This is a genomic window from Shewanella frigidimarina NCIMB 400 (genome assembly GCF_000014705.1).
In the GTDB taxonomy this organism is placed as follows: domain Bacteria; phylum Pseudomonadota; class Gammaproteobacteria; order Enterobacterales; family Shewanellaceae; genus Shewanella; species Shewanella frigidimarina.
In genome coordinates this window covers 4,754,060-4,769,933 of the sequence record NC_008345.1, presented here as the reverse complement: position 1 = coordinate 4,769,933, position 15,874 = coordinate 4,754,060, and the positions used below count along the sequence as shown (strand labels likewise).

Below are 15,874 nucleotides of genomic sequence, written 5' to 3'. Positions count from 1 at the left end.
CTTCATGGGGCTGGATTCATTGCGTTCCTTATCACCATCGATAAAGCAGTATTTACTGATCACTGGTAATTACTGGGCATTTACCTTAACCGATGGCGCTTTGCGTATGCTGGTGGTGTTGTATTTCCATCAATTGGGTTACAGCCCGTTAAATATTGCAATGTTGTTTTTGTTTTATGAGATTTTTGGCGTAGTGACTAATCTTGTTGGTGGTTGGTTAGGCGCAAGGCTTGGCCTAAATAACACCATGAACATTGGCTTAGGCTTGCAAATAGTGGCGTTAGCTATGCTTACCGTATCCACAGAAATGTTGACTGTCGTTTATGTTATGGCGGCACAGGCCTTGTCGGGTATCGCCAAAGATTTAAATAAAATGAGTGCCAAAAGTGCCATTAAAACCCTAGTGCCAGCAGATGCTGAAGGCAAACTTTATCAATGGGTGGCGTTGTTAACGGGCTCAAAAAATGCCTTAAAAGGGATTGGTTTCTTTTTAGGCGGCGTATTGCTCACAAGCTTAGGATTTAGAGGCGCCATTATCTTAATGGCTTCACTATTAGGCATTGTATGGTTATGTAGTTTAGTGGCCTTAAAAGATAATTTGGGCAAAGCTAAAAACAAACCTAAATTCAAAGATATTTTTTCTAAAAGTCAGTCGATTAACATCCTTTCGGCGGCGCGGATGTTTTTATTTGGCGCTAGGGATGTATGGTTTGTGGTGGCACTACCGGTATTTTTAGCCACAACCTTTGGTTGGGATCATTGGTGGGTTGGCAGCTTTATGGCCAGTTGGGTTATTGGTTATGGTGTGGTGCAATCCGTTGCACCTTATTTCACCGGTAAACGACAAGGAAAAGTACCCAGCGGCCGAGCAGTATTTGCATGGGCAACTTACTTACTACTCATTCCCGTCGCGATTGCAGTGGCGTTACATGCAGATTTTTATGTGCTGGAAAGTGTCGTTATCGGCTTATTAGTGTTTGGTGCGGTGTTTGCGATTAACTCGTCATTGCATAGCTACTTAATTGTTAGCTATGCCGGCAGTGATGGTGTGTCACTGGATGTGGGCTTTTACTATATGGCCAATGCCATGGGAAGGTTAATCGGTACGGTACTGTCTGGTTGGGTGTATCAAGCTTATGGTTTAGAAGCCTGCTTATGGATATCCAGTGGCTTTATAGCTCTTGCTGCTTTAATTTCACTTAAGTTGCCTCATAAAGGGTAATCCATCACAGCCACTAGATGCATTTTTGTTTACTTATCGATATTTCACTCCGGTGGCGTGGTAACCTGAAACTCTTACCGTATCATCGGTAAAAATTGCCTGCTGGTCTATGGCTTCCTCATTACTGATTTTCTTACCTTAAATTTAAAATGTCTAAAAATCATGGTCTTATAACGTTTTGTTAAAGTTGGCACGATGTTGGCTTTAACTAATACATAGTCGTGGTGTGAATCGTTCGCTTTTACGATAGAGATAAGATATTTGTATCAATCGTCAGCGTAAATTCAACGTACATCACAATGTAAACCGTACACCAAGGAGGTTTTTATGTTGGGCTGGACATTAATGTTTTTAGTTATAGCCGTTATAGCGGGTCTATTTGGTTTTACCGGTATTGCAGGTGCAGCAGCAGGCATCGCGAAAATTATTTTCTTTATTTTTATTGTGTTGCTAGTGATTTCGTTAGTAGCCAATGCGATTCGAGGAAAAGCTCCCCGAGCATAGTATTTACCTCATCTCTTAATCAGAGTTGAGGTTACTTAAACAAGTTTATTCGATTACAACCATCATCCAGGAGATGAATATGAAATTATTAAAATTACTGACAATGGCAAGTTTAATGGTGTTTTTAACGGCTGGTTTATCAGCATGTTCAGATAACAAAGCTGAAAACGCTGGCGAGAAAGTGGATGAAATGATGCAAGATGCCGGTAATGCCGTTGAAGATGCATGTGAAGATGTGAAAGAAGGTATGAAAGCAGAAGATCCTGACTGTTAAGCATTATACCAATCACATTAACTATTTTACTCGTTCAAAGTCGTTAAGTTTTTAACTGAAAATACATTGATATCGTTAGGGCAACTCCCTTTTAAGCCAGTGTAGGTAGAAGTAGAAAGTTTGACTGACTGTTACGGAGTAACCGGATAGTTACTAGGATAAGTATTAACCTAAGCAGCACGCATGTGCTGCTTTTTTTTAAACAGGAGGACCACTATGCTAACCCGTATTCATATTAAATATTACTATACTGTTGGCGCGTTATTGGCTTTGTGCTTATCTGTGGCGCTTCCTTATATATTTCTTAACGTTGTATTTGCTTGGATTGCATTATCTTTAGGGCTAGTGAGCTCAGCTTATTGGTTTAATAGTGCAGGCATTTTCCGAAAAAGCCAAGATGGCAGTATTCCTTGGTATATCAGTTGGAGTTTTATTCCCTTTTTAATGGGTTCCCAGTTGTATAACACTTGGGCGCGAAAGCACGACAAAGTACCCGCAATCCAAAAAATTGATAAGCAGTTGTATTTAGCATGCCGATTATTTCCCCGTGATATTGACCGACTTAAACATGAAAAAATTGACGCTATTTTAGATGTTACTGCTGAATTTGATGCATTAGAGTGGACCTTGATGGATGAAAATATTGCCTATTTAAATATTCCTATCTTAGATCACAGTGTGCCGACCGTCGCGCAGTTAAATCAAGCTATCAATTGGTTACACACCCAAGTCAGTAACGGTAAAAATGTCGTGGTGCATTGTGCGTTAGGTCGAGGGCGTTCAGTATTGGTGTTAGCGGCATATTTAGTCTGTCGTGAGAAAAATCGTAATGTTAATGATGTGCTTAAATCCATCAATAGTATTCGCCAAACGGCACGATTAAATAAATGGCAGTTGGCCGCTATAGAAAAAATGCATAGCCATAATCAAATCAATATTCACAAACGCGCTTGGTTAATTGTTAATCCGGTGTCTGGTGGTGGTAAGTGGAATGATGAAGCAGAGCATATTACCCAAACCTTGACGGATTACTTCCAGCTTGAAGTGTTGTATACCGCTAAAGATAAGTCGGCCGTGCAGTTAGCCGAACAAGCCAAGCAAAAAGGCGCAGATATCATTGTGGCCTGTGGTGGCGATGGTACGGTTAATGAGGTGGCATCAGTGATTGTCGATACTGATATTTACTTAGGTATTATTCCGATGGGAACCACCAATGCACTAAGTCATACTTTGTTTGGCGCCGCCAGTAAATTGGTGCCGGTGTCGCAAGCGCTTGATATTTTGATTCAAGGTTATTCACAACGTATTGATACCGCAAGGTGTAATGATGAATTGATGTTGTTGCTGGTGGGACTAGGCTTTGAGCAGAAAATGATAGAAAAGGCTGACCGTGACCAAAAAAATGCATTAGGGCAACTGGCTTACCTTAATGGGTTGTGGGAGGCGATAGACGAAAATCAGCCATTGTCGATAAGAGTACAGATTGATGGTGGCGATATTCAAGTGATTAACACCACCAGTTTAGTGATTGCCAATGCTGCGCCTTTTACCAGTTTATTAGCACTAGGTAATGGTGAGCCCAATATTAGCGATGGCTTGTTAGATATTACCTGGATTGAGTCGAGCGAGACATCGCCACAACAATTATTGAGTATGACCGAGTTGCTATTTGCTGGATTAACTGGAGATCGTGAAGATAATCAAGCGAGTCGAATTCATCATGAGCAAGCAAAAACAATTTATTTAAACACGGATTCGTCATGCCAATATGTGATTGATGGTGAGTTATTTGAGTCGGAAGATCTGTGCATTAAAGTCAAACCCAATTCATTAAATGTGCTGGTGCCAAAAGCGAGCAAACACGTTTAATGAATGGGCGTTTAATGACGCTATGGTTCGTCTGAATCGGTTTGCTCTTCGTACTTGCTGAGTTTGTTATAAAGGGTTTTAACGCTAATGCCTAGCTGTTTGGCAGTATCATTTTTATTGCCCATAGATTTATCAAGTGCCTGAAAAATAGCAACTTTTTCAAGTTCGTCTAGGCGCATGCCAGCAGGTATTTGTACATCGTCAGCTAAAGGTTCTGTTGATGGTTCTAGAGGTGTCACCGTGATATGGCTAGGTAGAATGGTATCTTCTGCCAAAATATATGCACGTTCTATTGCGTGTTTTAATTCGCGGACATTTCCGGACCATTTCTGTTGTTGGATAAGTTTAAGAGCATCATCCGAAAAGGTTTTAGTGAGTTTTTCAGCGGTATTTCGATAGGCTAGAAAGTGTTGGGCTAAACCCGTTATGTCATCGTTACGATCGCGTAATGGTGGCACGTGGATAGGAAAATGCGCTAAACGAAAGTATAAATCTTCGCGAAAACGGCCAGCATCAATAGCGTCAGCTGGATCGCGATTAGTTGCAGCCACAATGCGAACATTGGCTTTTTTAAGGTGTTGTGAGCCAACAGAACGATATTCATTGTTTTCGAGTACGCGTAGCAATTTGACTTGATGTTCCAATGGCATTTCGGTGACTTCATCAAGAAATAAGGTACCACCTTCAGCTTGCTCGAACACACCGCGGTGATCACGATGAGCACCGGTAAAAGCGCCTTTTACATGGCCAAACAGTTCGCTGTCGACCAATTCAGGGCTTAATGCGCCACAGTTGATGGCGATAAACGGTTGATTGACTCGGTTACTGGCCAAATGAATCGTGTTGGCTACAAGCTCTTTACCGACACCGCTTTCACCGACAATAAGTACGTTGCTTTCGGTGACGGCAACTTTGCGAATAGTACGATACAACTTGTGCATTGACCGCGATGAACCAACCAATAAACCGTATTGGTCTAGTTCACTCGAAAGGGGCTGTTTTAACTTAGTCGATTGCGACTGCAAGTCTTGGGCAAAGTCTTCTAAGGTATCGTTAATTGCATCGGCATCGTAAGGCTGGCGAAAATGGTAACCAGCACTTTTTGACATTAAATGATCTAAGTTAGGATTCGGTTTACCTTCGCTTAAGAAGATGAACTCAATATCCGACATTAACGCACTGTCAGTTAACTCTGCGTATTCTAGTTGGCTTAACTGTGATAATTCAATGATCGCAACATCTATCGAGTTACTGTGCAGTTGGTCTAACCAGGGCTGGTCAACTGAACTAGCAATCTTATTAAAGTGCTGACAACTCGGCAAGGCAAGGAGTCGTGCTTCACCTTCTTGACGACGGTGTAGATGATAAAAAAGTGTTGGACGTGGCATACCGATTCACTCCCTGTGGTGTTAAGTCTAATGTTTACCAGTGATGTCGTGTTGACAATCACAAGTAATCATTCCGTGTAATTAGGTAATTAACTCAGACCCGGACAAATTATAATAACTTTAACTATTAGAAGGTTAATTAATTTTTGCCCATGTACATGGGGTGTTCATGGTTTAGTTTTTGCTTAATAAGGTGTGCTGTACCCGTATATGTTACACAACCCATCCAACAAAGTGCCAGTAAAATTATCGAATGCAGGAGGATTTACATTGAAATCATTTACTCGAGACGAACAGGCTGAGTCCGATGTATGGCTATTGCATGAGGCTATTGATTTATGCCAGGAAGGACAACAATTTTATGTCCAAGCCACATTGGGGACCGACGATTACAACATCAAACGAATTTTTATCCACATGGCCGACATTCGAAAATGCATGCTGGATCGTTTAACACCATTGTTTAGCGTGGTGCGTTCAAGCCAAGCAAGGCCGATAGATAGCCAAACTTACCATCAACAATCCTCACGTCGCCACTATGCTAAGGCCGAACAAGTTATACAACAGCAGCCGTTACCCCAAGTGATAGCGGTATTGGTTGAAACGGAACAACAAGTCTTGGTTCATTTAAAGCAAGCAGCTAGAAAAACTAAAAATCAGCGTGTTGCTAGCCAACTTGCCGAAGGTATTGCTTGGTTACAAATGAGCTGTGACACTATGAAAAATCTCTCCGTTGTTCATACCTAGTCATATGCACGCACTAAAAAAGCGCATGATAATCAATATTGTCATGCGCTTTTTAGTATTCGAGGTGCTGTTAATTTGTGGCTAGCGCGTGTTTTTCTGACTGGCAACATAATGCTCTTGTGCCTATTGAATAAGCCATAGTCTCAATATTTAGAGAGTTTATTGAATGAGATATCAGGTTGATTTTGCGAATCTACATTGAGATCCATTAACACCCATTGCGACGATGAAAAATTTACCTAGTGTCGGTAAAAAAGTCCGATATCGTTGTCCATAAAGTTTATTAAAATAAACGCTAAAACCAGTTATTGTTAACTTTAACAGTTGGTTATGGAAGTTGGCATGGTTCGCGCATTATAATCCTTGAGATTAACAACGGAGGAAAACTTTATGAAAAAGACCACATTATCAGTAGTAATGAGCATTGTGTTAGGTTCAATGGCATTTGGTGCAAATGCAGCACAAGATTGGCAAGATGATGCAAAAGATGCGTGGATCGATGGTAAAGCTGAAACCACACTTTTGTTAAATACTAATCTGAATTCATTTGATATTAATACCGACGTACATGATGGTAACGTGACCCTAACAGGTAAAGTTAACAGCAGTGTTGATAAGTCACTTGCCGGAGAGTTAATTAGAAGCTTAGATGGCGTGAAAGACGTTAACAATGAGCTTTCGGTGATGAAGCACAATGATAAAGACAGCAAGGATTTAAGTGAATCACTAACCGATTCGAAAGTCGCTACCGTAGTGAAAACGCGATTACTATTCTCCGCTGACGTGTCGGGCACCGATATTAACGTTGATGTCGCACATGGTGTCGTGACCTTAAAAGGTACTGTGTCGAGCGATGCAGAACGTGATTTAGCATTAACCATCGCTAAAAATACCGATGACGTTAAAGATGTAGTCGATGAGTTACGTGTAACAGGATAATTTATTCGGTTATACTTAAAACCAGCCTTCGGGCTGGTTTTTTTATGCCTAAAATAAGTATGTGAAGTGGTGACTTAAGGATGCTCTTTTCTATGACAAACCATGTGATAAAACCGCTGTTAAATGTCATGTCGTGGCTAGCGTTGGCAAGTGTGTTGTTACTATCTGGCTGTGGCAATGTATTGTGCCAAGCGCAAACTGATAAAGAAGTGGATCCCCTCAAGCAATATGAAGCCCAAAAGCGTTGTGAACAGCTAGTCGATGAGCATATGGATAATAGCTATTCTGATCAGCGTGATGAAAATATGCAGTTATTGAAAGAGTCGATAGCCAATAATACCCATAGTGGTTAACTCCGTTTTATTCAGGGTGGTACAAGCAGTATTTACCCATATATTGAATGTTTTTTCTGTTCCATCTTGGGTAGATTTTTTGCTTATAAGAAATCTGGCCGATAGTCATTACGTTATGTTGAAAAGCCTGCGTGGTTACAGCTGCATTTAATGCCGTGGTGCTGATAGAACATGGTTTTTCAAAGTCCACTACTGATCTTAAGCTTTGTCGGAAACATATTTTGGTTGCGTATAGAGATGATGGATTGATCCAGAAATAGAGCATTGATGGGACAATTTTGTTGAATCATCTAAAGATAAAAGCGCATGTTTTAGCTTATCAGTAACTAAAATTAGCCGACTGGTCTATTCTTGTTTATCCTATCACTAAAAAATGGAGGGTAAATGAATAAAAGTGCAGCGAGTAGACAGTCAATATGCGTCGTAGGTGAAAAGCTTTTTGCGTTACACGGTTATAGCGCAGTAGGTATTAAATTAATTCTCGACGAAGTGGGTATTCCTAAAGGTTCTTTTTATCATTACTTTGCCAGTAAAGAAGCGTTTGCTGCAACTGTGGCTGAACATTATTTCCAGCAGCGCATTCAACCTATCGCTATCGATCCAGGCGTGAATTTTAAAGCCAATTTGTCTACTGTGCTAAATGGATATCATCAACTGATTGATGAGCTGTTTAGTGGCAGTGAACCGCGTGGCTGCTTGATGGGTAACTTAATGGTTGAGGTCAGTAGCCTGTCGCCGTTACTGCATCAAACCTTGAATCAGCTTTATGATCAATGGATCGCCTTATTGAGTGCACTTATTCAGCAAGGGCAACAACAAGGACATATTCGTGCGGACTTACCGGCATCAACATTGGCGAGTGTTTTTTGGTCAAACTGGCAAGGAACTATGCTACGCTGCCAAATTAAAGTCGATAAAATGGCGGCTAAACGGGCTTTAGTGCAGTGCATGCAAATGATGACTCGTTAACACTAAGCGGTGCAGCGGTTATTTTGATTGTGTATTACGAACAAAGAATTTATATTTCGGATGATTTTTCGGGGTTTGGAGTGGGTTGAATTGGCTAAAAGATTATTGTTTAGTTGTTTAGTGCTGTTGTTGTCTGCGTGTGCGTCTTCTCCTGTTGTGGTTGTCGCACCTAAGCCCGTGGTGGTTCCTCCCATGCTTAAGCCAGAACCTCCCAAGTGGAGTGAGTCAAACCTATTGAGTTTTCATAACCAATGGAAAGGCACTCCATATCGTTTAGGTGGCCTGAGTAGAAATGGCGTAGATTGTTCAGGGTTTGTGTATTTAGCCTACCTGAATATTGTTGGCGACAAGTTGCCTCGTACTGTGAACTCTCAACGTATTTTAGGCAAAGAAGTACCGCGTAATCAGTTACAGACTGGCGATTTAGTTTTTTTTAAAACCAATCGAACCGTTCGTCATGTCGGTATTTACATGGGCAATGACCGATTTTTACATGCCTCGACTAAAAAAGGGGTAAAAATTTCGAGTTTAAATAATATCTATTGGAAGCCTCGTTTTTGGTTTGCAAAACGCTTAAAAAAACCAACAGTTGAACAAAATATGTCGATCGCCAGCTTGGTTGAGCATGTTCAGCAGCAAGACGATTTATAATTTGGTAACAGTCTAACTCGCTGGGGCGGTTTTTCGCTTCAACGCTAGGCCAACATCTGAGTTTTTTCATCGACTTGCATCGATACATTCATGTTATGTATAGCTATATAGGCTAAAACCACGACGTAAACGGACCCGTTATGCCAGACTCCAAGCATTGGACCTTAAAAAGTATTGCCAAAGAATTAGGTGTGTCGAATGCGACGGTATCTAATGCGTTTAATCGTCCAGATCAGCTGTCGGAAAAACGCCGTATAGACATTCTAGCTGCCTGTAACGAGCTAGGATATTTTGGACCCAATAAAGCCGCGCAATCTTTAAGGCGTGGCAAATTTGATACAGTAGCATTGGTATTATCGGACAGTATTGAATACATGGTGTCAGATCCTGTGGCCAGTAAGTTTATGAAAGGTGTTGCGGCCGTTTTTGAGCAACATAAAATTAATTTACTGTTGTTTTCTGGCAGTTCTGACAATGTGAATAGCGTAAATGATTTTGTCGATGGCTTTATTTGTTATGGTCGTCCTCGCAACCGTTTATTGGCTGAGCAATTAAAAAAAATCCGTAAAAAAGTAGTCACAGTCGACTTTAATATTCATCGCAGTGCTTCGGTGAGTATCGACAATAAAGCCGGTGCCTATGAAGTGGCTAAATTGGCTATTCAATCTGAGCAAGATCACGTCGCAATTCTTGGATTACGCTTGCTCGATACTCACTTAACCTGCCGCGTGTATGATATTCATTCTATGGAAATCGATACCTCAGTAGCGCATCAGCGTTTGCAAGGCTATTTGGATGCCATTGGTGATACTGGGGTTAAGCTTGGTGATGATCGCATTTGGAATATCCCTGAAAGTAATGCCGACTTTGCTGCCATAGCAGCCAAAGAAGCGCTTAATTGTGTACCGCGTCCTAATGTATTTTTGTGCATGAGTGACCTAATAGCCTTGAGTTTAATGCGCGAGGCAATCCAACAAGGTTTGCGGATCCCTGAAGATATTCGTGTGGTGGGTTTTGATGGTATTGATGAAGGCTCACGAGCTATCCCGCCGCTGACAACAGTGTTCCAGCATTCAGAACAAAAAGGTCGTAAAGCTGCAGAAATGTTTATTGCTGATGCCCATCATGCTGAAGTGTTAGGTTATGAACTTTCACGTGGTGGCAGTTGTTGATGCAATATTGATGACCGGACGATTTTTGATACAAACAGTTCGATACAAACAGATCGAGACAATCATATCGATACCAACAAGGCGCCTAATTAGGCGCCTTGTTTACGTTTAAGCTTAACACACACGTAGATTATCCGCTGTGTTTAGCCAGTAAATCAGTCAGTACAATGTGAGTCGATTGCTGAGATTCAACGATGTTGATATGGGCTTCTTTGGTGGCAAAATTAACGCTTAACTTGGCTGAACTGTCGCCATGCACCCAACAAAGATCTAACTGATTAGCCTGGTTTGTCATGGTGAACTCACCATTAAAGGCATCGACTTTATTGCGTAGAGTGATCAGCTCACATAGCGCTTTAACAACCGGTTTTTGCATGGCTGTTTGAATGTCGCTTACCTGTAGATAAGGTCGGTTAATATCGCGACCTACTTGAGTTTGATTCAGTAACTCCATGGCATTAGGCACTGCCAGTAAGCCGGTGTAATACACCTGCGGAATACCGGGAGCAAAAAACTGCACGCTTCGAGCGATTAAATAATCAATGTTATTTTGGCCAAGCGCGTCGTAGTAGGTGCAATTAACTTGGTATAGGTCGACATTGCTGGCTGCTGCGCCCGTTGCTTGCAGGCTTTCACCTTTGCTATTGCTATGGATGCGATTAACTAAGTTATCAATTTCTGCAGCTGTTAATAAACCTGCTTTATTGCCGACCGGGCCAGCGTCAATAATGCCAATACCGTCATGGGTGTCTAATACCGTGACACAGTTGCGTGGGGCAATGGATAGCCAATGGCTTAATGCACTGACATCTTGGCTAAATAAGCTGTGGAGAATCAATGGCGGCAGCGCAAAGTCGTACACCATGTCTACGCGCTTAGCAATATCGAGCTGGGTCATGTAATGCGAGTGAATTTCGGCAAGGGTGGTCATGCCTAGGCTGTTGGCTTTTTTGGCTAACTCATCGACAAATTCAAATGATTCTTCAATCATAAAACAGCTAGTGCCTGGTTTTTTAATGGCATAACCCGCAGCGTCAAGACGAATAAGATCGACTTTGCTTTCATGAAAACGCGTTAGCACCTTGTTTAAATGTGCCTGACCTGCAGCGGTATGCACATTAATATCAATTTGATTTGAGGTAAAAGTCGTCCAAAACTCGGCTTGTGTACCGTCGGCGAGTTTATAGGTGGTGAAACAACTCCCCGGACGTGGGCGATAAATTTTAGCTTGGTTTTCTGCGCTTAAACCGTCTGGAAATACGCTATCTTTGGTTAAAAATAAATCCCAATAAACTGAGCTTTTACCGTTGGCAAGCACGTCTTGAAACTCGGTAGACTCTGCAGACATGTGGTTAACGATTAAGTCGGCCATGATGTCGTATTGTTGACCAATCTGCTTTACGTCATTCCAATCACCAAGACGTTCATCTACTTTTGCATGGTCTATAGGGTCAAAGCCAGCATCGCTGCCGTCAATCGGATAGTAAAAAGGTAACAGATGTACGCCACCAAAGAGATCATGCAGTTCTGTGTCTAGAACCTGTTTGAGTCCTTTTAAGTCTGAGTGCGCTATACGATCTACGTAAGTGATCAGCTGAACATTATTTTTCATGTTGGTGACTCTTAAAGTAAGTATTTAAAAAAAACTTAATCGATTAAGTTGTATATTTAACCAATATGAAACATTATTCAAGGGCTTTGTTTAAATATTGAATTCGTTTTCTGTGGGAGAAGACGAATGTGTCGCCATAAATAGACTGTGTGACCACAAAGAAAATATATAACAATAAGGTGGGAAGTATGGTTAACCATATGAAGGATAATGAGAATAGCGGTAACACTAGGATAAGAATACTCACGTATTTAATGTTTTTTATGTTCGCGATGACTTCTGATGCGGTGGGAGTGATTATTCCTGAGCTGATTAACACATTTGATTTATCGATGTCTCAAGCGAGCGCATTTCATTACATGCCAATGCTATTTATCGCATTAAGTGGACTGTTTTTGGGCTTTTTGGCGGATAAGTTAGGCCGAAAAATAACAATTCTAATTGGCTTGCTGCTGTTTGCATTGGCAAGTTTTATGTTCGCATTAGGTGAGTCATTTTATTATTTTCTGTGTTTGTTGGCATTAGTGGGTATTGCTATTGGGGTGTTCAAAACGGGTGCGTTAGGGTTAATTGGAGATATTTCAGCTAACTCAAAACAACACTCAAGCACCATGAACACCGTCGAAGGCTATTTCGGTGTGGGCGCTATGGTCGGTCCGGCGATTGTCAGTTATTTATTGATAACAGGAGTGTCGTGGAAATATCTGTATTTTGGTGCCGGGGTGTTTTGTTTAATATTATGTTGGTTAGCTTATAAAGCTGACTATCCGCAACTTAAGCGCTCATCCACTCAAGATATTAATCTAGCCAGTACGTTTAGAATGATGAGAAACCCTTACGCATTAGGCTACTCTTTAGCGATTGGGCTTTATGTTGCGACTGAAGTGGCTATTTATGTATGGATGCCGACATTGTTACTAAACTATGAAGGTGAGTTAGCATTAATCGCGACCTATGCATTAACAATCTTTTTCACATTGCGGGCATTGGGACGTTTCTTGGGCGGTTGGATCCTCAATCGATACAGTTGGCAGCAAGTGATGTTTTGGTTCAGCCTAGCGATTAGTCTTTGTTACCTAGGTGCAATGATGTATGGCATATCTGCAGCGGTTATTTTATTGCCATTATCAGGCTTGTTTATGTCAATGATGTATCCGACATTAAATTCTAAAGGGATTAGTTGTTTCCCGGTTGACCAACATGGTTCGGTTGCTGGGGTTATTTTATTCTTTACTGCACTTTCTGCTGCATTAGGTCCGTTGTTAATGGGGCTGGTAGGCGACATATTTGGCCATGTTAAGTACGGGTTTTATTTAGCAACCGGCTTTGCATTTATGTTGTGCTTATTGGCAGCTTACAATCTGCTTCGTGATCCGTCAGGGCATTTGTTGACCGCAGACGCTAAATAATGAACATTTACTATTAGAAATATTTAATATAATAAACATCTACTTAGTCAATTTTTTAGTCTTACTCACAATAGTCGAACATAAATTGTACTTGCAATATAATATTTTGTTGCTAACTTGTAACTTAATCGATTAAGTCAAAGTTTTAATTTAGTCTCTTGATTAGCCTCTGAGCTAGTTTGGGGCTTAGGTTGATTGATGAATATACTACTGATGTTGTTATGGGGAGATAAGACAACATCAATACACTCTATGTGGGGACATAAAAATGATAATAAGCACATCTAAAAAATTTGTATTGAGTACGCTAGCGGTGATGGTTAGTTCGAGCTTGTGGGCTGCTGAAGCAGATACTGCGGAAACCAAGAAAGATGCCATTGGCCTTGAGCGCATTACGGTAACGGGTGTGGCACGTGGTACACGTGTAATGGACTCGAGCGTGTCGGTGAGCAGTGTGTCGCCAGAAGATTTAGCCATTAGCTCACCTCGTTCATCAGCCGAAGCGTTCCGTATTATTCCGGGCATGAAGGTTGAATCGACTGGTGGTGAAGGTAACGCCAACATTGCGGTACGCGGTTTGCCTGTTGCCTCAGGTGGAGCTAAGTTCTTGCAAATTCAAGAAGATGGCTTACCTATTTTACAGTTTGGTGATATTGCATTTGGTAATGCGGATATTTTCTTACGTATTGATTCTACAACACAAACTATTGAATCAATCCGTGGTGGTTCAGCATCAACAGCTGCCAGTAATGCACCAGGCGGTATTATTAACGTTATCAGTAAAACAGGTACCAGTGATGCTGGCAGTATTTCATCTACTGTAGGCCTAGATTACGATACTTTGCGTACTGATTTTGAATACGGCACCAGCATTAATGACTCGATGCGTTTTCACATCGGTGGCTTTGTGCGCACCGGCGATGGCCCGCGAGACCCTGGTTACACCGCGAACAAGGGTGGCCAAATTAAAGCTAACTTAACCAAAGAGTTTGATTCTGGTTATGTGCGTTTATATGTAAAGCACTTAAATGATAAGAGCATTGGTTATTTGCCTATGCCAATGTATTCCGATGGTAGCTCAATACCTGGATTTGATGCTCAATCTGATACGGTTCATTCAGCTAACATGTTATCAACCCTGCGCTTAGATGCTAACGGCAATATTAGTCGTGGTGATATGCGTGATGGTATGAATCCGATTGTTAACTCGGTGGGACTAGAAGCCTCATTTGATTTAGGTGACGATTGGTTAGTAGAAAACCGTTTCCGTATCTCTGATGTCAGCGGTAATTTTATGTCTTTAATGCCAGCAGAAGTGGGCAACAGCTCAAGTATTGCTAGCAGTATTGGTGGCGCAGGTTCGACACTTATTTATGCTAACGGCGCTAAAGCAGGCCAAGCCTTTGACAGTGACCTAGCAATGCGGGTGCACAGTTTTGATGTGACCATGAATGACTTTGGCTCTATCGTCAATGACATGAAATTAACCAAGACGTTTGACGATTCTAACGTCACTTTGGGTTTTTATACAGCTACACAAAATATCAATATGACGTGGATGTGGAACTCTTACTTAATGGAAGTGCAAGGTGATAATGCCGCACTTTTAGATGTGGTCGCCGCAGATGGTACATCTTACTCTGATAATGGTTTATACGCTTATGGCGTGCCTTATTGGGGCAATTGTTGCCAACGTAATTATGATTCAGACTACACCATTAAAGCCCCGTATATTGCAGCGTCATCTAAGTTCGGCGATTTATCATTAGACGGTAGCGTGCGCTATGACTCTGGCGATGCCAGTGGTTACTATGCTGGCAATGTGCAATCACAAGTGGATATGAACCGTGATGGCGTGATTTCTCAGCCTGAGTTAAGTGTGTCGTCAATTGATAATGCTAACCCACAGTTAGTGAATTATGACTGGGGATACTTATCTTACTCATTAGGTGCTAACTACCAAGTGTCTGAAGATTTAGCTGCATTTGGTCGTATCAGCCATGGTGGTCGAGCTAATGCTGACCGTTTATTGTTTGGTAAAGTGAACCCTGATGGTTCAGTTTCAGACGAAGACTCAGTTGATGAAGTAGACCAGTACGAAGTGGGTGTGAAGTATCGTTACGATAATATGTCGGTATTTGCGACAGCATTTTACTCTGAAACCGAAGAGCAAAATTTTGAAGCCACGAGCCAAATATTCTTTGACCGTAAATATGAAGCCAAAGGGATTGAGCTAGAAGGTGCTTACTACGTTGGCGATTTCGACTTCCGCGGTAACGTAACCTGGACCGATGCTGAAATTGTTAAAGATGCACTTAACCCCAGCGTAATTGGCAACACTCCTCGTCGCCAAGCAGATTTTATTTACTCACTAATGGGCCGTTATAACTTTGATAAAGGCTCTGTTGGGGTCAATTTGATTGGTACTACTGATTCTTATGCTCAAGATAACAATGACCTAAGTTTTGATGGTTACACTCAAGTGAACGCGTTTGCGTCGTACCAGCTAACCGATGTGTTATCAGTCGCGCTTAACGTCAATAACTTGTTTGATACTGTTGGTATTACCGAAGCCGAAGAAGGTTCGGTGCCCGACAACAATATTATTCGTGCCAGAACCATTAACGGTCGTACAACCAGTGCCACAATTAAGTACGAGTTTTAATCGTTCATTGTCATTGCCTGAGTTGTCATAAGTTAGTTGTAGTCATCTTATTTGCAATGGTATTGGTTGCATTAGTTTTTAGAAATCCCTGTTAACAAGC

14 protein-coding genes are annotated in these 15,874 nt (G+C 41.5%); 12 read left to right on the top strand and 2 right to left on the bottom strand.

All coding sequences use genetic code 11. From position 1 onward, the window contains the following. Nucleotides 1-4: 4 nt before the first annotated feature. The 4 genes from arsJ to SFRI_RS20550 all read left to right on the top strand — a co-directional run bounded on the left by arsJ (nt 5) and on the right by SFRI_RS20550 (nt 3,869). Nucleotides 5-1,222 (top strand): organoarsenical effux MFS transporter ArsJ, encoded by a 1,218-nt coding sequence (gene arsJ, locus SFRI_RS20565; protein WP_011639408.1) that lies wholly within the window; start codon nt 5-7, stop codon nt 1,220-1,222. A gap of 327 nt (nt 1,223-1,549) precedes the next feature. Continuing rightward, on the top strand, nt 1,550-1,726 hold the full coding sequence (locus SFRI_RS21410) for a DUF1328 family protein (protein WP_011639407.1): 177 nt from the start codon (nt 1,550-1,552) through the stop codon (nt 1,724-1,726). Between the two features lie 79 nt (nt 1,727-1,805). Further along, entirely contained in the window at nt 1,806-2,000 is a 195-nt protein-coding gene (locus SFRI_RS20555) for a hypothetical protein (protein WP_011639406.1), read from the top strand. A 216-nt stretch (nt 2,001-2,216) separates the two neighbouring features. Next, the gene (locus SFRI_RS20550) at nt 2,217-3,869 is read left to right on the top strand and encodes a diacylglycerol kinase family protein (protein WP_011639405.1); all 1,653 of its coding nucleotides are present in this window, start codon (nt 2,217-2,219) and stop codon (nt 3,867-3,869) included. Between the two features lie 20 nt (nt 3,870-3,889). Here the strand turns inward: SFRI_RS20550 and SFRI_RS20545 are convergent, their stop codons facing one another. Continuing rightward, nucleotides 3,890-5,257, bottom strand: a complete 1,368-nt coding sequence (locus SFRI_RS20545) for a sigma-54 interaction domain-containing protein (RefSeq protein ID WP_011639404.1) — start codon at nt 5,255-5,257, stop codon at nt 3,890-3,892. 270 nt (nt 5,258-5,527) lie between these two features. Between SFRI_RS20545 and SFRI_RS20540 the strand changes: the two genes are divergently transcribed. From SFRI_RS20540 to SFRI_RS20515, 6 genes are all read left to right on the top strand, one after another. Next, entirely contained in the window at nt 5,528-6,004 is a 477-nt protein-coding gene (locus tag SFRI_RS20540) for a hypothetical protein (protein ID WP_041413849.1), read from the top strand. Between the two features lie 390 nt (nt 6,005-6,394). Then, a complete protein-coding gene (locus tag SFRI_RS20535) occupies nt 6,395-6,943 on the top strand; it encodes a BON domain-containing protein (RefSeq protein ID WP_011639402.1) in 549 nt (182 codons plus the stop codon). 92 nt (nt 6,944-7,035) lie between these two features. Next, nucleotides 7,036-7,296: a hypothetical protein gene (locus SFRI_RS20530; protein ID WP_041413259.1), complete on the top strand. Its 261-nt coding sequence runs from the start codon at nt 7,036-7,038 to the stop codon at nt 7,294-7,296. 384 nt (nt 7,297-7,680) lie between these two features. After that, nucleotides 7,681-8,265 carry a TetR/AcrR family transcriptional regulator gene (locus SFRI_RS21115; protein ID WP_011639400.1) on the top strand — a complete coding sequence of 195 codons (585 nt, stop codon included), beginning with the start codon at nt 7,681-7,683 and terminating at the stop codon, nt 8,263-8,265. Nucleotides 8,266-8,325: 60 nt separating this feature from the next. Then, nucleotides 8,326-8,916 (top strand): C40 family peptidase, encoded by a 591-nt coding sequence (locus SFRI_RS20520; protein WP_011639399.1) that lies wholly within the window; start codon nt 8,326-8,328, stop codon nt 8,914-8,916. 140 nt (nt 8,917-9,056) lie between these two features. Beyond that, on the top strand, nt 9,057-10,088 hold the full coding sequence (locus SFRI_RS20515; RefSeq protein WP_011639398.1) for a LacI family DNA-binding transcriptional regulator: 1,032 nt from the start codon (nt 9,057-9,059) through the stop codon (nt 10,086-10,088). 130 nt (nt 10,089-10,218) lie between these two features. On the opposite strand, the gene gtfA is transcribed toward SFRI_RS20515, so the two are convergent. After that, the gene (gene gtfA / locus SFRI_RS20510; RefSeq protein WP_011639397.1) at nt 10,219-11,700 is read right to left on the bottom strand and encodes a sucrose phosphorylase; all 1,482 of its coding nucleotides are present in this window, start codon (nt 11,698-11,700) and stop codon (nt 10,219-10,221) included. A 188-nt stretch (nt 11,701-11,888) separates the two neighbouring features. Between gtfA and SFRI_RS20505 the strand changes: the two genes are divergently transcribed. Then, nucleotides 11,889-13,109 carry an MFS transporter gene (locus tag SFRI_RS20505; protein WP_011639396.1) on the top strand — a complete coding sequence of 407 codons (1,221 nt, stop codon included), beginning with the start codon at nt 11,889-11,891 and terminating at the stop codon, nt 13,107-13,109. 268 nt (nt 13,110-13,377) lie between these two features. Then, on the top strand, nt 13,378-15,774 hold the full coding sequence (locus SFRI_RS20500; protein ID WP_011639395.1) for a TonB-dependent siderophore receptor: 2,397 nt from the start codon (nt 13,378-13,380) through the stop codon (nt 15,772-15,774). The last annotated feature ends 100 nt before the right edge of the window (nt 15,775-15,874 follow it).